The sequence below is a fragment of the Bradyrhizobium sp. 76 genome, from assembly GCF_023073025.1.
GTDB lineage: Bacteria > Pseudomonadota > Alphaproteobacteria > Rhizobiales > Xanthobacteraceae > Bradyrhizobium.
Window position 1 is genome coordinate 583,791 of sequence record NZ_JADPIS010000090.1, and the last position, 17,269, is coordinate 601,059.

At 63.7% G+C, this 17,269-nt stretch carries 17 protein-coding genes; 9 read left to right on the forward strand and 8 right to left on the reverse strand.

The window, feature by feature from the left end:
• Window positions 1-114: 114 nt before the first annotated feature.
• Genes IVB48_RS19345 through IVB48_RS19355 form a run of 3 tightly spaced genes read left to right on the forward strand, consistent with a single transcriptional unit; the run spans window position 115 to window position 3,490 of the window.
• A complete protein-coding gene (locus tag IVB48_RS19345) occupies window positions 115-1,074 on the forward strand; it encodes a fatty acid desaturase (protein ID WP_247401889.1) in 960 nt (319 codons plus the stop codon).
• Between the two features lie 45 nt (window positions 1,075-1,119).
• A complete protein-coding gene (locus IVB48_RS19350; RefSeq protein ID WP_247401891.1) occupies window positions 1,120-2,502 on the forward strand; it encodes an MBOAT family O-acyltransferase in 1,383 nt (460 codons plus the stop codon).
• 25 nt (window positions 2,503-2,527) lie between these two features.
• On the forward strand, window positions 2,528-3,490 hold the full coding sequence (locus IVB48_RS19355) for a hypothetical protein (RefSeq protein WP_247401894.1): 963 nt from the start codon (window positions 2,528-2,530) through the stop codon (window positions 3,488-3,490).
• A gap of 7 nt (window positions 3,491-3,497) precedes the next feature.
• Here IVB48_RS19355 and IVB48_RS19360 read toward each other — a convergent pair whose 3' ends face one another.
• The 3 genes from IVB48_RS19360 to IVB48_RS19370 all read right to left on the reverse strand — a co-directional run bounded on the left by IVB48_RS19360 (window position 3,498) and on the right by IVB48_RS19370 (window position 6,471).
• Complete coding sequence (locus IVB48_RS19360; protein WP_247401896.1) at window positions 3,498-5,198, reverse strand: fatty acyl-AMP ligase; 1,701 nt, start codon at window positions 5,196-5,198, stop codon at window positions 3,498-3,500.
• A gap of 23 nt (window positions 5,199-5,221) precedes the next feature.
• On the reverse strand, window positions 5,222-5,476 hold the full coding sequence (locus IVB48_RS19365) for an acyl carrier protein (protein WP_027570724.1): 255 nt from the start codon (window positions 5,474-5,476) through the stop codon (window positions 5,222-5,224).
• A gap of 224 nt (window positions 5,477-5,700) precedes the next feature.
• Entirely contained in the window at window positions 5,701-6,471 is a 771-nt protein-coding gene (locus IVB48_RS19370; RefSeq protein ID WP_247288022.1) for a L,D-transpeptidase, read from the reverse strand.
• A gap of 319 nt (window positions 6,472-6,790) precedes the next feature.
• On the opposite strand from IVB48_RS19370, the gene IVB48_RS19375 reads away from it, so the two are divergent.
• Window positions 6,791-7,114: a hypothetical protein gene (locus tag IVB48_RS19375; protein ID WP_027519597.1), complete on the forward strand. Its 324-nt coding sequence runs from the start codon at window positions 6,791-6,793 to the stop codon at window positions 7,112-7,114.
• 51 nt (window positions 7,115-7,165) lie between these two features.
• Here IVB48_RS19375 and IVB48_RS19380 read toward each other — a convergent pair whose 3' ends face one another.
• Both IVB48_RS19380 and IVB48_RS19385 read right to left on the reverse strand, forming a co-directional pair.
• Window positions 7,166-7,927, reverse strand: coding sequence for an ABC transporter permease (locus IVB48_RS19380; protein WP_018454266.1), 762 nt, complete (start codon window positions 7,925-7,927; stop codon window positions 7,166-7,168).
• Window positions 7,924-8,847, reverse strand: a complete 924-nt coding sequence (locus tag IVB48_RS19385; RefSeq protein ID WP_247288024.1) for an ABC transporter ATP-binding protein — start codon at window positions 8,845-8,847, stop codon at window positions 7,924-7,926. Before IVB48_RS19385 ends, IVB48_RS19380 begins: the two co-directional genes overlap by 4 nt.
• Before the next feature lie 281 nt (window positions 8,848-9,128).
• Here IVB48_RS19385 and IVB48_RS19390 point away from each other — a divergent pair, with 281 nt between their 5' ends.
• Entirely contained in the window at window positions 9,129-9,842 is a 714-nt protein-coding gene (locus IVB48_RS19390) for a hypothetical protein (protein WP_027570728.1), read from the forward strand.
• Between the two features lie 403 nt (window positions 9,843-10,245).
• A complete protein-coding gene (locus IVB48_RS19395) occupies window positions 10,246-11,235 on the forward strand; it encodes a putative zinc-binding metallopeptidase (protein ID WP_247401899.1) in 990 nt (329 codons plus the stop codon).
• A gap of 75 nt (window positions 11,236-11,310) precedes the next feature.
• Here the strand turns inward: IVB48_RS19395 and IVB48_RS19400 are convergent, their stop codons facing one another.
• Window positions 11,311-12,489 (reverse strand): cytochrome P450, encoded by a 1,179-nt coding sequence (locus IVB48_RS19400; RefSeq protein WP_247401901.1) that lies wholly within the window; start codon window positions 12,487-12,489, stop codon window positions 11,311-11,313.
• A gap of 16 nt (window positions 12,490-12,505) precedes the next feature.
• Window positions 12,506-13,717, reverse strand: a complete 1,212-nt coding sequence (locus IVB48_RS19405; protein WP_247401904.1) for an ABC transporter substrate-binding protein — start codon at window positions 13,715-13,717, stop codon at window positions 12,506-12,508.
• On the opposite strand from IVB48_RS19405, the gene IVB48_RS19410 reads away from it, so the two are divergent.
• On the forward strand, window positions 13,707-14,300 hold the full coding sequence (locus tag IVB48_RS19410) for a MarR family winged helix-turn-helix transcriptional regulator (protein ID WP_247401908.1): 594 nt from the start codon (window positions 13,707-13,709) through the stop codon (window positions 14,298-14,300). The genes IVB48_RS19405 and IVB48_RS19410 overlap by 11 nt on opposite strands.
• A 54-nt stretch (window positions 14,301-14,354) precedes the next feature.
• On the opposite strand, the gene IVB48_RS19415 is transcribed toward IVB48_RS19410, so the two are convergent.
• Window positions 14,355-15,206, reverse strand: coding sequence for an alpha/beta hydrolase (locus IVB48_RS19415; protein ID WP_247401911.1), 852 nt, complete (start codon window positions 15,204-15,206; stop codon window positions 14,355-14,357).
• Between the two features lie 127 nt (window positions 15,207-15,333).
• Between IVB48_RS19415 and IVB48_RS19420 the strand changes: the two genes are divergently transcribed.
• Window positions 15,334-15,951, forward strand: coding sequence for an ABATE domain-containing protein (locus tag IVB48_RS19420; protein ID WP_247401915.1), 618 nt, complete (start codon window positions 15,334-15,336; stop codon window positions 15,949-15,951).
• A gap of 128 nt (window positions 15,952-16,079) precedes the next feature.
• The gene (locus tag IVB48_RS19425; protein ID WP_247401918.1) at window positions 16,080-17,012 is read left to right on the forward strand and encodes a LysM peptidoglycan-binding domain-containing protein; all 933 of its coding nucleotides are present in this window, start codon (window positions 16,080-16,082) and stop codon (window positions 17,010-17,012) included.
• Window positions 17,013-17,269: the final 257 nt, after the last annotated feature.

A 17,269-nucleotide genomic window follows, 5' to 3' on the forward strand; every position in this document is an offset into this window, starting at 1 on the left:
GGCGCGTCCGGCCGATTGTATAGGTTTTCGTGGCTGTTGAAACCTTAGGCGGTGGCTTGGGTTGCGGCCGGCGCGGGGGTATGTACTCATAGTCGGTGCCCTGGAATCCCGCCCGTGCAGCAGCAACGCGATCATCGAATTATCCGCAGCCGGCATTTTCGCCGGATGCAGCGCCGGCATTTCATCATCTTCGACGTTTTGCCCTTCGTCGGCACGCTGCTGGCGCTGGTCCTTCTGTTCTACCGCTCGATCGGCGCGATGGAGCTTGGCCTGTTCGTCGGCTTCTGGCTGGTTACCGGCCTCGGCCTTACCGTTGGCTATCACCGGCTCTTCACCCACCGCGCCTTCGCGACCTCCACAGCGATGAGTGCGATCCTGGTCGTGATGGGATCGATGGCCGGCCGCGGTCCCATGCTGTCCTGGGCGGCAATGCACCGCCGGCACCACGAATTGTCCGATCACGACGGCGATCTGCATTCGCCGCGGCTGCACGGCGAGGGCGCGTTCGGCCGCCTGCGCGGCTTCCTGCACGCGCATTTGACCTGGATGATCGAGCACGACTATCCCAACGTTGCGCACTATGTCCCGGATCTGATGGCGGATCGCAGGCTGGTTGCCGTCAACAGCTACTATTACAGTTGGGTCGGTCTCGGCCTGGTGCTGCCGGCCGCGATCGGCGGCCTCGCCACCATGAGCCTGTGGGGCGCACTCACCGGCTTGCTCTGGGGCGGCGTGGTGCGCATGTTCGTGGTCGAGCAGACCATGTCCGCCATCAACTCCGTGATGCATAGCTTTGGCGCGCAGCCCTTCGTCACCCGCGACGACAACAGCCGCAATCTCGGCGTGATGGCCTGGCTCGCCTGGGGCGAGGGCTGGCACAACAACCACCACGCCTTTCCCTATTCCGCGGCCTTCGGCCTGCGCTGGTTCGAGTTCGATCCGGGCTTCATCTTCATCCGGGCTCTGGAAGCGCTAGGACTGGCCTGGGACGTCAAGGTGCCGAGCGAGGAGAAGATTGCGCGACGCATGCTGCGGCAGCCGGGTGACATTGCGCCCGACCTCGAAACGGGCTGAGCATCATCCGCCGGCTCACGCCGGCGATGGCGCGGCTTTGAACCGATGCTATTCAACGACTATCCCTTTCTCCTGGTCTTCCTGCCCGCGGCGCTGCTGATCTATCGCGTGGCCGATCCCTATCCGCATCTGCGCATCGGCGTGCAGGTCGCGCTGTCGCTCACCTTCTATGCCTGGGGCAGCCCGTTCTTCATCCTGCTCCTGATCGGCTTGATCGTGATCAACTGGCTTGCCTCGGTCGCCTATGGGCGCTTGAAGTGGCCGGCGGTGCTGACGCTGGTGATCGGGCTCGATCTCGCGGTGCTGGCGTTGTTCAAATACGCCAACTTTCTTCTCGCCAATCTCGGTCTCGCGCTGGGTACGACGTTGCCGGTGCTCGACGTCGGGCTGCCGCTCGGCATCTCCTTCTTCACCTTCCACCACATCATGTATCTGGTCGATCTGAAGCGCGGCAGGGCGCCGCTCTATGCGCTCGACCGCTACGCGCTCTACATCGCCTTCTTCCCGCAGGCGATCGCCGGCCCCCTGGCGCGCTGGTCGGAGGTGATGCATCAGTTCGGCAGGCAGGTCTACGTTCCGGGCTGGCAGCGCCAGTTCTGTGTGGCGACCTGCTTCATTGCGATCGGCCTGTTCGAAAAAATCGTGATCGCCGACGGCCTCGCGCATCTGCTCGATCCCATCTACGCGCAGGCAGCGAACGGGCCCTTGCCCATCGGCGATGCCTGGCTTGCCTTCTGCTTCTCCTTCCAGATCCTGTTCGATTTCTCCGGCTATTCCGACATCGCGATCGGCCTTGGTCTGCTGTTCGGCGTGCAGCTGCCGTACAATTTCAATGCGCCGCTGCGCTCGACCAATATCCAGGATTTCTGGCAGCGCTGGCACATCACCTTGATGCTGTTCCTGCGCGACTACGTGTTTTATCCGCTGGTCAACCTGCGTCTTTTGCCGCGGCACTGGCTACCGATCCAGTTCTTCGGCGCGATGATGATCACGATGGCGCTGTGCGGCCTGTGGCACGGCGCGAGCTGGACCTTCGTGTTGTGGGGCGTGCTGCACGGGCTTGCGCTGGTCGCCTGCACGCTGTGGCGTCGCTATGGTCCGGAGTTCCCGTCATGGCTCGGCTGGACGCTCACCGTGCTCTTCGTGCTCGCGACCGGCGTGATTTTTCGCGCGGGCTCCGTGGAGGCGGCATGGCATGTCTTCTGTGGGCTGGTTTCGCCGCTGCCGCTCGAGCGCGGAAAGCATTTGTGGCCGCTGATTGTAGCGCCGCTGTTCGCCTTCCTGCTGCCGGCGAGCCAGGACATCGTGGCGGTGCTCACGCGTCGCCCCAATCCGTGGCTCGCGGGTCTGCTCGGTCTTGGGCTATTCGCATTGCTGCTTCACATGGGTGGTCGGGATCTCCATGACTTCGTCTACTTCAAGTTCTGAGACCGACCCCGGCTGGGGTCGGAGCTTGCTCGCGTGTCTGGGCACGCTGATCGGGGCTGCGCTGCTGGTGCTCGCACTGATGGTGGTGGTCGATCCCTATGACAGCGGCAAGCTCGGCCTGCTTGGCATCGACGGCGTCGATAATCGTCTGACCCAGATCACGGCGGCGAGCCGCGCGCGGAATCCGGATTTCAATGCCGCGATCCTGGGCAATTCGACGGCGCAGATGATCGAGCCGATGGAACTGTCGCGCGCGACCGGCCTGCGATTCGTGCAGCTCTACATGACCGGTGCGTTTCCCCGCCAGGAGCTCGCGGTGCTGGACTTCTTCCTGCGGAATCACCGCGAGTTCGGTGCCCTGGTGGTCGTGACTGATCCCGGCTGGTGCGTGCATGCACGGCTCAAGGAGGAGGGCGGCGTTCCGTTTCCCGACTGGCTCTATGACAGAAGCGTCGTCACCTACGCTGCGCGTCTGATCTCATGGCAGGCCATCGAGCACGCTTTTCAACGCATCAGCATCGGCCTTGGCCGGCGACCACGGATGAACCCTGACGGCTTTGTCAGCTACGAGGACATCTGGCCGCCGGGCCAATTCAAGGAAGTCGGCTGGCCCAGGGATCCGGCGCCGTCCTTGTCCGCCGAGATGCGGGCGACATTTCCCGAGATCGCTGCGCTGGCAGATATCGTCAGGACATTGCCGGCCGGTGTGCCCGTCGTCATCATCGTGCCGCCGACCTTCGCGACCACCGTGCCGAAACCCGGCACGGAAGCCGCCCTGGAGCGCAGCGCGTGCGATGCCGCGCTGAAGAAAGTGGTCGCGGGCCGACCGCGCAGCAATTTCATCAACTATCGCGTTGACAACGATCTCACGCGCGACCGCGCCAATTTTGCCGACTTCATCCACTATCGCGCCATCCTGGCGCGCAAGATCGAGCAGGGGATCGTTGCGAGCCTGCGCGATGGGGAGAACGCGAAGATCGATTTCTGAGCGGTCCTCAGCCGAGCTGCTCGAAACCGCCATCGAGCCAGAGTTTGCGCGCCAGCTTGCGCTGGATCTTGCCGCTGGTGGTCTTCGGCAGGGTGCCGGGCCGGATCAGCGCGATGTGGCGCGCCGAGAGTTCGTGGTTGTCGGCGATGGCCTCCCGAATCCGGCCCCTGATCGCTTCGGTGTCGATCGAGTGACGCGCGGTGCGCTCGATTTCCTGGACGATGACGAGTGCCTCTTCGCCGATCTCGTCGGGCACCGAGAACGCCGCGCCGCAATTTTCGCGCAAAGCTCCATCGAGCGATTGCACGGTGCGCTCGACGTCTTGGGGATAATGGTTGATGCCGCGGACGATGATGAGGTCCTTGATCCGCCCGGTGACGAACAGTTCGCCGGTGACGTCGAGCAAGCCGAGGTCGCCGGTGCGCAGCCACGCCCCGTTTTCGCCGGTAATCTGCGCATTGAGCCCCTCGTGCGTCGCCTCGTCGTTGCGCCAATAGGCGCGGGCTATATTGGGCCCATTCACCCAGATCTCACCGACGCGGTCCGCGGGCAGGCGCGTGCGGTTGTCCGCGTCCACGATGGCGATCCGCTCGTCGGTGAGCGCACGGCCGCAGCCGACGACGATCTGCGTGTCTTCGGCGCTGGAAGGCGCTTCCGCCGCATGCGCCTGAAGCGCCGTGCGGCTCAGGCTGCGTGTGACATGACCGCCGCCGCGACGTCCGCCGGAAATCAGGAGCGTCGCTTCCGCCATTCCATAGGCCGGATACATCGCGGACGGATCGAAACCGTGCGGCGAAAATGTCTGGATGAACCGTTCGATGGTTTCCGCATGCACCGGCTCTGCGCCGTTCAGCGCGATCCTGAGCGAGGACAGGTCGACGCCCTCCATCTGGTCGGCGCGATAGCGGCTGACGCAGAGGTCGAAGCCGAAATTCGGGCTGCACGCCACTTCCGCGCGGTAGTGAGAGATCGCGCGCAGCCAGCCGAGCGGCCGCTGCATGAACGCGTTCGGCGCCATCAGCACGCAGGTCGCCCCGATATAGAGCGCCTCCAGTGCGTTCAGGATCAGCCCCATGTCGTGATAGAGCGGCACCCAATTGACGTAAGTCGATTGCCGGGTGTTGCCGAGCGCGAGCCGGATCATCTCGAGATTTGCGAGCAGATTGGCGTGGCTCACCATCACGCCTTTGGGCGCGGACGTCGAGCCGGAGGTGTATTGCAGGAAGGCGATGTCGTCCGGCGCCGGCTCGGGCAGTTCGATTGTCTCACCATCGGCCGCGGCGAGATCGACCTCGATCCAGCGAATGTGCTCGTGCGCGAAGCGTGCCCGCAGATCACCACGGAGCGCGACGGCCGAATTGGTCAGCGCCACCGCCGGCGTGCAATTGGCGAGTATCGCGGCGCTGGCATCGCGCGCGCTGTTTCGCCGCGGCATCATCATCGGCACGGCGATGATGCCGGCCATCAGACAGCCGAAGAACGCCACCATGAATTCGATGCCGGGCGGAAACACCAGGATGGCGCGGTCGCCGGGACGCGCGGCCACGGTCAATCGCTGCGCGAGGACGGATGCGGAGTGATGCAGTTGGCGGAAGGTGAGGGCAGCTTCCTCCGTCCCGCGATCGGATACGAAGATGTAGGCCCTATCGTCGGCCTGCTCCGCCGCACGTCGGGCCAGCAGTGCCACGAGCGAGCGGAAGGTTTCCATGGTTGCGCCGGCTTCTGCCGCCCTCAGGCGGCGGGACGGATTGCGCCCTTGTCGGCGAGAAATCGCGACAGCGCCTCAACGGTCGGATGGTCGTAGAAGTCGTCCGTCGATAGTTCTAGGTCGAGCTTCTCCTCGAGTTCCATCATCAGGTAGACCAGCATCGCCGAATCGAGCCCAAGGCGGCTGAATTTCGTGCCGATGTCGACCCGGTCCTTTGAAATTCGCAGGATATTTGCCAGGGCGGCAACGCAGAAATCCGAAATCTGCTCGCGTGTCATGTCATGTCCCAAAAACAATGGGACGACAATACGGGTGACCCCCTGGTTGTCAATTTGGCCGGAACGCCGCTGCGTTGAAGGTTGTGGACTGTTGCTTCCTTGCGTCGGCCGGTGCCCAATCCGTGCACAGGCTGGCGCTGTTTCCTGCGGTCGACTGCGGCAAGCGCCCGTCGCAGCAGCGGCTTTCTGATTCGCTGGCGCGGCAACGCCGCGTTCAGATAGGGTCAGTTCTGGTAGTAATAGCCACGGGGTTGGTAAACTTGCCGGGGCTGCGGCTGATAGTAGGTGCCGTTGCCCTGATTGTAATATTGCTGCGGCTGCTGCTGATAGACCTGTGCGTCATAGAGCGGGCGGCTGCCACGCGGCGCCGGGTAGCGCGCGCCGGTGTCGGTGCCGTCGGCCGGATAGATGTAGTTGTCATCCTGCGGCATGTAGCGGCGGGCAGGTGCGGCCTGAGGCGTCAGGTTCACGGGATCGCCTGATGTGGCGTACTGCTCTTCGGCGGGCTGCGGCGCGCGGGCCACTGCCGTGGGGTTGCGGCCACGCGGATTGCGCGCCAGCGCCACCTGCGCCGAGCCGGTCAGCGTCACCGTGGTGTTGAGCACGCCCTGCTGCTGCACCAGCGCGTAGAGCGTCGTGGCATTCTGGCGCGACAGCCGCACGCAGCCATGCGAGGCGGGCGTGCCGAGCCGACCGACCGAGTCGGTGCCGTGGATGGCGTGCCCGACCTTGGTGAAGAAGATCGCGTGCGGCATCGGCGCGTCGTCGAATTCCTTGGAGTAGTGATCCTCTTCCATGCGGAAGGTGCGGAACGCGCCGTTCGGCGTCTCCCGCGAGGGGATGCCTGTCGACACCGGCCAGTGGTAGCGCGCGACGCCGTCGACAGCGACGGTCATCTGCTGATTGTCCTTATCGACGGTGATCTCGACCTTGGCCTGCGCGGTGCCCGCGCTCAAAAGCATCAGGGAGGTGAAAGCAATAAAAAACGAACGCATCTGACTTGTGGCCTCCGGCCTGTTCACACTAGGCGCCGCGGCTCTCCGTCCCCGGCGTGCACTATGCCTGCAATCCGGCTTTCGTTCCAGCGGCCTGCCCGCCCATCGTTAACGGGACGCCCGGCGTAAGCAAGGCCGCTTTGTGCCGCAAAGCCAGCGGTAGCGCTGACATTTTCGCGAGCGGGAGATGCGTTCATAATGCCGACAATTCATCAGAATGGCGCAACCATCCGGGGCGCAACCATTTGGCCGCATCGGCGTTGATGGTCGCTGCCTCGACCGGCGGCTTCCGCCGCCGGTTTTACCTTTGGGAATGAAGATGAACAAAGTTTGCGTCGCCGCCGCTTCTCGGCCGGCCGGTCTGCCTTTCCGTCTGCTCTTTGCTGGCGCCGCCGTTCTGGCCGCGCTGTCCTGCATCCCACAGCCTGGCCATGCCCAAGGCATCGTTCGGGGCGCCCAGGAAGGTTCTTATGAAGGCAACCGGATAGCCGGCCCCGTGGGTGGCGTGGTTGGAGGCGCGGTCGGCGCGGGTGTCGGCGGTGCCGTCGGCGCGGTCGAGGGGGTGTTCGGCATTCCCCATCGCGGCCACCGTCGCTGCCGCGGCTATTACGACGGATACAACCGCTTCCACTGCTATCGGTGATGTCCCCGTAGCCCCGATGGAGCGAAGCGCAATCCGGGCTACGCCTCTCGATCAGTTCTTCAACCGATACCCCGTGCGGAAAATCCACCAGATCACGACCAGACAGATCACCAGGAAGGCCGTCGTCATGCCGATGCTGACGGCCATGCTGACGTCCGCGATCTCGTAGAAGCTCCAGCGGAAGCCGGAGATCAGATAGACGACCGGATTGAGCAGCGCCACCGTGCGCCAGGCGGGTGGCAGCATGTCGATGGAATAGAAGCTGCCGCCGAGGAAGGTCAGCGGCGTCACCACAAGCATCGGGATCATCTGCAGCTTTTCGAACCCGTCGGCCCAGATGCCGATGATGAAGCCGAACAGGCTGAACGTCACCGCCGTCAGCACCAGGAAGGCCAGCATCCAGACCGGATGGTGGATGTGCAGCGGCACGAACAGGCCAGCCGTGGCGAGGATGATCAGGCCGAGGATGATCGATTTGGTCGCGGCCGCGCCGACATAGCCGAGCACGATCTCGAAATAGGAGATCGGCGCCGACAGGATCTCGTAGATCGTGCCGGTGAATTTCGGGAAGTAGATGCCGAACGAGGCGTTGGCGATGCTCTGCGTCAGCACCGAGAGCATGATCAGGCCCGGCACGATGAAGGTGCCGTAGCTGACGCCCTCGACCTGGCTGATGCGCGAGCCGATCGCGGCGCCGAACACCACGAAATACAGCGAGGTCGAGACCACCGGCGACACGATGCTTTGCAGCAGCGTGCGCCAGGTGCGCGCCATTTCGAACAGATAGATGGCGCGGACAGCGCGGTAGTTCATGACGCCCTCACGAGATCGACGAAGATGTCCTCGAGCGACGATTGCGTCGTGTCGAGATCGTTGAAACGGATACCGGCGGTGCGGAGGTCGCCGAGCAGGCTGGTGATGCCGGTGCGCTCGCCCTTGGTGTCGTAGTCGTAGACCAGCGTCGCGCCGCCGTCGCAGAGGTCGAGCTCGTAATGCCTGAGGCTCTCCGGCAGCGCATCGAGCTTGCCTTGCAGATGCAGCGTCAGCCGCTTCTTGCCGAGCTTCTGCATCAAGGTAGCCTTGTCCTCGACCAGCACGATCTCGCCCTTGTTGATGACGCCGATGCGGTCGGCCATCTCCTCGGCTTCCTCGATGTAATGCGTGGTCAGGATGATGGTGACGCCGGATTGCTGGAGCGTGCGCACCACCTCCCACATGCCCTTGCGCAGCTCGACGTCGACGCCGGCGGTCGGCTCGTCGAGGAACAGGATCTGCGGCTCGTGCGACAGCGCCTTCGCGATCATCACGCGACGCTTCATGCCGCCGGAGAGCGTGATGATCTTGCTGTCCTTCTTGTCCCACAGCGAGAGGTCCTTCAGCACCTTCTCGATATGATCGGGGTTCTTCGGCTTGCCGAACAGCCCGCGGGAGAAGCTCACGGTCGCCCACACGCTCTCGAAGGCATCGGTGTGCAATTCCTGCGGCACCAGCCCGATCAGCGAGCGCGCCTTGCGAAAGGAGGTCTGGATGTTCTCGCCGCCGACGAGGACCTTGCCTTCGCTCGGATTGGCAATGCCGCAGATGATCGAGATCAGCGTGGTCTTGCCGGCGCCGTTGGGGCCGAGCAACGCGAAGATCTCGCCGCGCTTGATGTCGAGATTGACGTTCTTGAGCGCCTTGAAGCCGGACCCATAGGTCTTCGACAAATTGGCGACGGAAATGATGGAGGACATGATGGCCGCAAGTCTGAGGGGGCGAAGGCTGGGGAGGGGAGGCTGGAACCTGCCGGGAGGGGCGGGTCAGCGGAGCCCTGAGATAGGAATGCCCTTGCGCGGCTGCAATTAGCCGAAGAAAAATGGCCTCGAAACAGGCCCTTCCGAGGCAGGTTTCAGGCAAGTGTTGCGCGATGGTCACGACTTGCTGCTAAGATCGTCGTTCACGCGGCTCTTTGTTGCGTCTGCGAGCAGGCCATGGCTACGATTCCGGCCGAAGCATATTCCCAAGGAAAAGATCGATGAGACCGAACGGCCGTCACACCGCTGGCGCCAGCCAGTTGTCCGCCCTCCGTGCCTGGGCGATGGGCCTGCTCCTGCTGTCAGCTGTTGCCATGAGCCCGACCACCGCCAAGGCGGCGCCGAGCCAGGCTGCGGTCGCGACCACGCATGTCTACCTGCTCCGCGGCGTGCTCAACATCTTCTCGCTCGGGCTCGACACCATCGGCGCCCGGCTCCAGGCGCAGGGCATCCCGGTGACCGTCTCGAATTTCGTGTCCTGGTCCTCGCTCGCCGATGAGGCCGCCACCGCCTACAAGGCCGGCCGGCTCAGGACCATCGTGCTGGTCGGGCATTCCTCCGGCGCGACGGCGCTGCCGGACATGATCGCCAAGCTCAACCGTCTCGGCGTGCCCGTGAAACTCGCGATCGGGCTCGACTCCGTGTTCAAGACCAAGCTGTCGACCGGCGCGGAGCGCTACATCAACATCTATATCGGTGACGGCCCCGGCGAGCCGGTAAAGCGCGCGGACGGTTTTCGCGGCAAGCTCGACAATGTCGACGTCCGCGGGTCCGGCGTCGGCCACATCTCGATCGACAAGAACGAGGCGATCCAGCGCCGCGTGATTGCCGAGATCGACGCTGCAATCATGCGCTCGCGCGCACCTGCTCCGGTTGCCGAACCCGGCACGCCCAGGCCGGCGCGGTCGGCGGCGGCAACGGCTCCCCGGAATTAAGCCTTTCGCCGCAAGCCGCTGAATTGACAATGCCGCCGTCATGCCGACGGCGGCATTGTCGTATCTGCACAAGCCAAGCTCGATCACCCGCCGGTCGAGTGAAGGGAACTCTGCACACGATCTGGTGTTGTCACATCATGACAAGGAAACGAAACGTCGGTCCCATGGCGGTTCAGCCCGAGCGGGCGTGGGCCGGTCGGCCTGTTTCCGAAAACGTCCTTGAGAAAAAGCCGCAGCCTCAATTGAGCCAGTTGAGCGCGAAGCGAGCCGGCCTGTTGAGGCAGCACGCGCTGCGAACGCAGCGGGCGTTGCTCGCCGGCAACCGCGACGGTCGCAAGAGTTAAGAGTTCCTCGAATCGACAGGCCGGTTTTCCGGTGTGCCGTCTGTCTGGGGCCAGTCCACGTGAAGATTTATCAGTGCCCGTCATGCCGCCATCCTGTCTCGTTCGAGCACGTCGCGTGCGCGAATTGCAGCACCGAGCTGGCGTTCGATTCCTCGCGCATCGAGATGACGAAACTTGCATCCCATCAATCTTGCCGTAACCGGGAGATCATCGGTTGCAACTGGTGTGTCGAGGGCGCCGACTGGTATTGCGACTCGTGCCGCCTCACGCGCACGATTCCGAATCTCGGCAGCACCAGAAACATCATGCTGTGGCGCCGGATGGAGGAAGCCAAGCGCCGTCTTCTCTATGATCTCAGTCGCCTCAGGCTTCCGCTTGCATCGCGCACCGGCGCACCATTGGCGTTCGACATTCTCTCGGACGAGGTCAGTCCGATCCTGACGGGGCATCTCTCGGGTCTGATCACGCTCAACCTTGCGGAGGCCGATGATGTCGAGCGAGAAGCTCGCCGCGTGGCGTTCCGGGAGCCGTATCGCACGCTGCTCGGGCATTTCCGGCACGAGATCGGTCACTTCTATTGGGACCTGCTCGTTGACGGCACGACGTTCCAGGCCCCGTTCAAGCTGATCTTCGGTGACCAGGCGCAGGACTATCAGGCCGCGATCAACACCTATTACAGCCGCGCCGATCGTTCATACGACCGAAGCGGCTTCATCAGCGAGTACGCCACGTCCCACCCCTGGGAGGATTGGGCGGAAACGTTCGCGCATTTCCTGCATATCGTGGCGACGCTCGACTCGCTGGCAGGTTTGCCGTTGTCGCTGGACGAGCGCGCCCGTCAGACCCTGACGGATCCCTATCTCGAGAGCGACTTCGAGGCACTCCTGGCCCTGTGGATGCCGCTTGCCCGCAGCATCAACGAACTCAACCGCTCGCTCGGGATGAGCGACGCATATCCGTTCGACATATCGCCGGCGGTCAAGGGCAAGCTGCATCTCGTCCACATGGCGATCAGCGCATTCCGCGATCAGCAGAGTTTGGCGGCGTAAAGGTCGCGGCGGACAGCCCCGTTTGAAGCAAGAATCTAGGGCTTCGGTTCTGATTCGATCAGAACCAATCATGCTCTAGGCAGCCGTCACCCGCACGGGCATGCTCTTCAGCCCACGCAGGGAATTGTTGAGCCTGCGCCTCGGCTCTGCCGTGAGCTCGATGGTCTTCACGCGCCTTGCGAGCTCGCCGAAGATCAATTCGCCTTCCAGGCGTGCGATCATCTGGCCGACGCAGGCGTGGATGCCGGCGCCGAAACCGACATGCCCGGTCGCGAGCCGTTCGACGTCGAAACGGTCGGCTCGGTCCCAGCGCGCGGGATCGCGGTTGGCGGAGGCCATGAACAGCAGGACCTTGCGGTGTGCGGGGATCACGCCGCCGCCGATCTCGACATCGCGCGAGGTGGTGCGGAAGAACGTCTGTACCGGTGAATCATAACGCAGCCCTTCCTCGAAGGCATTGCGCGCCAGCTCCGGCTTGTGGTGCAGCTTGCGATATTCATCCGGGTGAGCGGCGAGCGCGAGCAGCGTATTGCCGATACCGTTGACGGTGGTGTCGATCCCGGCGGTGAGGAACGGTCGCACCAGATGGGTTGCTTCATGCTCGCTGATCTCGCCGTCGTCAGCCGCCTGGTAGATCATCATGCCGAGCCCGTCCGGTTGCAACGCATCTCGCGCACAGCATTCCATGATCCAGCTCTGCGCCGCGAGGCCGGCTTGTCGTGACGCCGCCAACGTTTCGTTCTCCGGGCCAAAGCTGTCGAACACGAACGTGCTCCAGGCCAGCAGCCTGTCGCGGCCGTCCGGCCGGATGCCAATCGCATCCGGAAACACCTTCATCGGGTAGGCCTCGGCGAGATCGGTGACGGCATCGAACGTGCCCTTGTCGATCAGCTCCGAAACCTTCTTCTCCGCTTCCTTCTGAAACGTCTCGCGCAGTCGCCGCGCGACACCCGGGGACAGGGTGCGGCCGAGCACGCGGCGGCCCTTGTCGTGGTCGGGAGGATCGATCTGGAGCGTCAGCGGCTTTGGCAGGGCCGGGTTCATCCCGTGCAGCCCGACACCCTCGCCGCTGATGAACGTCTTCCAGTCCTTCAGGGCCGGCTCGACTTCGGCATAGCCTGCCATGGCCCACACGCCGTAGCGCTCCAACGCGAACGCGGGACCGAGCGCGCGCAACGCCTCATAGGCGGGATAGGGGTCCATCAGGAAATCTGGCGCAAACGGGTCGGCCGGACTGGATGCAATGCCGTTCATGGTCAGCTCCCGTCCACTATTGCCTGGTTAGCGGACACTGGCCTTCGCTCTCGGGGCGGAACGCGTCCTCACCCTTGATCGTGGCGACCACCTTCAGCAGGTCCCAAGTCGATGTCGACTCTTCCGGCGCCTTGACCTGGAGCAGATAGAGCGGGTGGATCTTGCGGCCGTCCTTGCGGATGTAACCCTTGCCGAACAGCGGATCGTCGGTCGGCATCTCCTTCATCGCCGCCACCACCGCCTTGCCGTCCTTGGCACTGCCGACCTTGTCGACCGCTTTGAGGTAATGAATCACCGAGGCGTAGACGCCGGCCTGCATGTCGTTCGGATAGGCTTTCGACGGAATGCGTTCGGCGAACCGCTTGGCGAAAGCCCGCGTGCCGTCGTTCAGATCCCAGTAGAACGGGTTCATGATCTGCGCGCCTTGCGCAAACTTCAACCCGAGCGCGGGGAGGCCGTTCATGCCAAGGATCAACCCAACCAGCTTATGGTCCTTGGTCAGACCGAACTCGGCGGCCTGCTTCATCGACGTGATGGTGTCGTCACCGGCATTGGCGAAGCCGACGACGTTCGCGCCCGACGCCTGGGCCTGGAGCAGGAAAGAGGCGTAGTCGGCCGTTCCCAACGGATGCCGGACGCTGCCGAGCACCTCGCCGCCGGACGCCTTGACGGCCTCCGCCGCCTGTTTTTCCAGATCGTGACCGAAGGCGTAGTCAGCGGTGATGAAGAACCATTTCTTGCCACCCTGCTGGACGATCGCCTTGCCGAGGCCGCGCCCGTAGGCATAGGTGTCGTAGGTCCAGTGCACGGTGTTTGGCGTGCATTTTTCGCCGGTCAGCAGCACCGTACCGGCGCCCGATCCGACGAAGACCTTGTTCTTCTCGGCGCTCATGCCGGCGACGGCGAGCGCGATCGACGAGTTCGGAATGTCGAAGATCGCGTCGACGCCGTCGTTCTCGTACCAGCGCCGCGCGATGCCGATCCCGATGTCCGTCTTGTTCTGGTGGTCCGCGGCGACGACCTCGACCGGCTTGCCGCCGGCCTTTCCGCCAAAATCCTCCACCGCCATCTTGGCGGCGACGACGGAGCCTATGCCTTGATAGCTCGCGAACGGCCCCGACTGGTCGTTCAGGATGCCGATCCTCATCACGTCCTGAGCGAGGGCCGGCCCCGCCGCAGCCAGCATCAAGGCCGAAATGCACAATTTATGCAGAAATTTGCTGTTCATTGTCTCCCTCCCGTGGGCGGTCTTGGTGCCGCTAAATAATAGTTATATTTTATATCTATTTTCGGGAGAGTCAATTCGGCGGATTCTTGGGCCGCCGCGGTTCGAGGATCATGAGTTCGTGAAACCCGCAGGGAAGTCCGGCCAGCAGCCGGAGAAATCGTTGAATTTGCAGGCGCTCCAGCGCACGCCGGGCTTCATGCTTCGGCTCGCACAGCTGAGATTCTTCGAGGGCTTCTACGAAGCGTTCGCCGCATTGGGCGTGACCCCCGCGACCTATGCGATCTTCGTCGTCATTCGCGACAATCCCGGCGTTCCGCCAAGCAGCCTCGCAAGCCTGCTGCGGCTGCGCCTGCCCAATCTGATCAAGATCCTGAATGAGCTGGAGTCGTCGGGCTTCATCAAGCGCAACCGCTCCAAGGCGGATCGCCGCGCCGTCGAGCTCGTGCTGACGCCAAAGGGCGCCAAGCTCATCCATGAGGCGACGAGCCTGACGGAGCCGTACAACAAGAAGATGCTCGTGCCGCTCAGCGAAGCCGAGCAGCGCACCCTGCTCGAACTATTAAATCGGATCCTGCCGCTCTAGGTGGCCCGCATCGGCGGGCGTGCCGCCCGACAAGGGCCATAGCCGTTGCTCCTGCTAGGTCAAGAACGCGCGAATGCTGTCCGCGATCTCCTTCGCGTGCGTCTCCAGCGCGAAATGGCCGGTGTCAAAGAACTGCACCACGGCGTTCGGATTGTCGCGTTTGAACGCTTCGGCGCCGGGCGGAATGAAGAACGGATCGTTCTTGCCCCAGACCGCGAGGAACGGCGGCTGGTGCGTGCGGAAATACTCCTGGAAGACGGGATAAAGCGCGACGTTGCTCTTGTAGTCGCCGAACAGGTCGAGCTGCACGTCATCCGAGCCCGGGCGCGCAAGGTAGAAATTGTCGAGGTTCTGGCCGTCCGGTGACACGGTCGTCGGATCGGGGACACCGTGCGTGTACTGCCAGCGCGTGGCTTCCGGCGTGAGGAGCGCGCGGAGCGCCTCGCGATTGGCCGGCGAGGGATCCTGCCAATAGGTCTTGAGCGGAGTCCAGTTGTCGCTGAGGCCATCCTCATAGGCGTTGCCGTTCTGCGAGATGATCGCCGTGATCCGCTCGGGGTGGCTGAGCGCAAGCCGGAAACCAGTCGGCGCGCCGTAGTCGAAGACGTAGACCGCGAACCGGTCGAAACCGATCACTTCGGTGAAGCGTTCGATCACGCGTGCGACGTTATCGAACGTGTAACGGAAGCTTTCGCGCGAAGGCATGTCGGACTGGCCGAAGCCGGGAAGGTCGGGCGCCACAATATGAAACCTGTCCGCAAGCAGCGGAATGAGGTCACGAAACATGTGGCCTGCGCTGGGGAAGCCGTGCAGCAGCAGGATTTTTGGCGCTCCGGCAACGCCGGCCTCGCGATAGGCCACCTTGAATCCGTCGACATCCGCGCTGCGGTACGTGATTGAGGCCATGACATTCTCCATTGGAGGTAACCTTATAAAAGCTTTTTAAGAGGTTACTGTCAGGCCCCGTAACTTGTCAATGACGTTTTAACTGGTTATCTATGTTCATGTTCTCCCGACCGTCCGAGGACCGCTCATGGACCGCCCGCCCGCCATGTTCATCGCCGACTCACTCGGCCTCGACTTTCTCAACTCGGTGGCGACGCCGGTCGATTCGCCCGTGGACTGGATCGACGACGGCGATGGCCTGATCGACTGGCTGGCGCAAGCGAAGCTGGTGCCGGCGGATGATCTCCACGCGCTGACAGCACGTGCCACGCCGGACGAGCTGGACAAGGTCGCGGATCAGGCGCGCGCCTTGCGCGAATGGTTCAGGGGGTTCGTGCGCAAGCATGCGGGCCGGCCGCTCACGACAGATGCCTTGCGCGAGCTCGGTCCATTGAACAGCCTGCTGGAGCGCGACGAAGCCTTCAGCCGGATCGAGCCCGGGCCTCACGATGGCGGCGCTCTGGCATTGCGAATCAAGCGGCGCTGGCGATCGCCGGAAGCGCTATTGCTGCCGGTTGGCGAAGCCATGGCGAAGTTCGTCTGCGACGAGGATTTTTCGAACGTCAAGGCGTGCGAGGGGCATAACTGCACCATGCTGTTCGCCGACCACACGCGCCGGCGCGCGCGGCGATGGTGCATCATGGCGGTCTGCGGCAACCGCGCGAAACAGGCCGCCCACCGCAGCAGGCTCAAGAGCATGCAGTGATTGGGTGTCGAGATGCTGGAATGAGCGTGGATCGAGCCCCGGTTCCGTGCCCCAAATTCCACCCAATCGACCGTCACTAAGCGCCTTTGGGGGAGGCTGCAGCCTCCCGGAGTGGGACTGCTGGACTGATGATCGATTTGAGGCGACTCCTCGCGCTGGCAGCCGTTGCGCTGCTCGCCTTCAGCACCGGGTCGGCCGTTGCCTCACCTGCCAAGACGAAGCCCGCCGCGGCCGCACCGGCCGCGCCGCCGCCCCCACCGTTCGAGCCATTGCCGCCGCCGAAAATCTACCTGTTCCGTGGCGCCATGGGGCCGTTCTTCTCCACCGGCATGGACCGGCTCGAAGAGAAGCTGACGCAGGCCGGCTTTTCCGCCAACGTCTATGAATTCACCATCTGCCGATGGATCGGTGACCGCGCCATCTCGAGCTACAAGGAAACGCCGGCGCCGATCGTGCTGATCGGGCATTCGATGGGCGGGCTTTGCTCGATCGTCATCTCAGAGATGGCGGCCAAGGAGAACATCCCGATCAGCCTCGTCATCACCATCGATCCCGCGCATGCGACCGGCGACGTGCCGCTCAATGTCGAGCGCTTCATCAACATCTACCTCTCCGACAGCGTGCTTGGCGGCGGCAACGTGGTCGCGGTGCCGGGTTATCGCGGTCACTATGCGAGCTATGACCTGAAGGAGAACGCGCGGGTCAGCCACATCAACATCGAGAAGTCCGACGACATCCACCGTCAGATCGTCGACATGGTCACGCAGTTGCCGCGCATCCCGCCCCAGAGGCAGGTCGATGCCGTGCCGCTGCGCTATCTCGTGCCGGCGAATACGCTGGTCGAATTGTGGGACAGTGGCGTGCGGCTCCCGGTACGCCGCGGCGACACCATGGAGAGCATCGCGGCAGCCAATCGCGTGCCGCTGTGGTCGCTGGCGCAGAGCAATTCGCTGCCGGAGAACGCAACCCTCACCCCCGGCCAGTCCATCATCGTTCCGCGCCACCTGACGCCGCCGGAGCCGACAGCCGCCATGGCGACCCCGCCGCCCGCACGGCGGTAAGCGGTCAGCAACGGAGATGGCGGAGATGGGCTTGGCTGATGCCAGGCACCATCCCCGCGGCACCTGTCATTCACGCATCTTGTGCCGTGGCAGCCATCTAGAGGCGGGTGTCGCCAAGGAGGAGCGAGCCGTGGCGGAAGCCCGGCCCGCCGGGCGATAGGGCGCGGCGAGAAGCATCAGAAACAACGTCCTTTCAGCCGCATATTTGGCGGCGGGTCGGCCGTTTTCGCAGCCGTGCATGACCAGGCGTCCTTCCG

What these genes read in the sequence shown, in the direction of transcription:
- IVB48_RS19350 (WP_247401891.1), top strand. Translation starts at nt 1,120, where the DNA reads ATGCTATTCAACGACTATCCCTTTCTCCTGGTCTTCCTGCCCGCGGCG.
- IVB48_RS19360 (WP_247401896.1), bottom strand. Translation starts at nt 5,198, where the DNA reads ATGGAAACCTTCCGCTCGCTCGTGGCACTGCTGGCCCGACGTGCGGCG.
- IVB48_RS19365 (WP_027570724.1), bottom strand. Translation starts at nt 5,476, where the DNA reads ATGACACGCGAGCAGATTTCGGATTTCTGCGTTGCCGCCCTGGCAAAT.
- IVB48_RS19370 (WP_247288022.1), bottom strand. Translation starts at nt 6,471, where the DNA reads ATGCGTTCGTTTTTTATTGCTTTCACCTCCCTGATGCTTTTGAGCGCG.
- IVB48_RS19375 (WP_027519597.1), top strand. Translation starts at nt 6,791, where the DNA reads ATGAACAAAGTTTGCGTCGCCGCCGCTTCTCGGCCGGCCGGTCTGCCT.
- IVB48_RS19380 (WP_018454266.1), bottom strand. Translation starts at nt 7,927, where the DNA reads ATGAACTACCGCGCTGTCCGCGCCATCTATCTGTTCGAAATGGCGCGC.
- IVB48_RS19385 (WP_247288024.1), bottom strand. Translation starts at nt 8,847, where the DNA reads ATGTCCTCCATCATTTCCGTCGCCAATTTGTCGAAGACCTATGGGTCC.
- IVB48_RS19390 (WP_027570728.1), top strand. Translation starts at nt 9,129, where the DNA reads ATGAGACCGAACGGCCGTCACACCGCTGGCGCCAGCCAGTTGTCCGCC.
- IVB48_RS19400 (WP_247401901.1), bottom strand. Translation starts at nt 12,489, where the DNA reads ATGAACGGCATTGCATCCAGTCCGGCCGACCCGTTTGCGCCAGATTTC.
- IVB48_RS19405 (WP_247401904.1), bottom strand. Translation starts at nt 13,717, where the DNA reads ATGAACAGCAAATTTCTGCATAAATTGTGCATTTCGGCCTTGATGCTG.
- IVB48_RS19415 (WP_247401911.1), bottom strand. Translation starts at nt 15,206, where the DNA reads ATGGCCTCAATCACGTACCGCAGCGCGGATGTCGACGGATTCAAGGTG.
- IVB48_RS19420 (WP_247401915.1), top strand. Translation starts at nt 15,334, where the DNA reads ATGGACCGCCCGCCCGCCATGTTCATCGCCGACTCACTCGGCCTCGAC.
- IVB48_RS19425 (WP_247401918.1), top strand. Translation starts at nt 16,080, where the DNA reads ATGATCGATTTGAGGCGACTCCTCGCGCTGGCAGCCGTTGCGCTGCTC.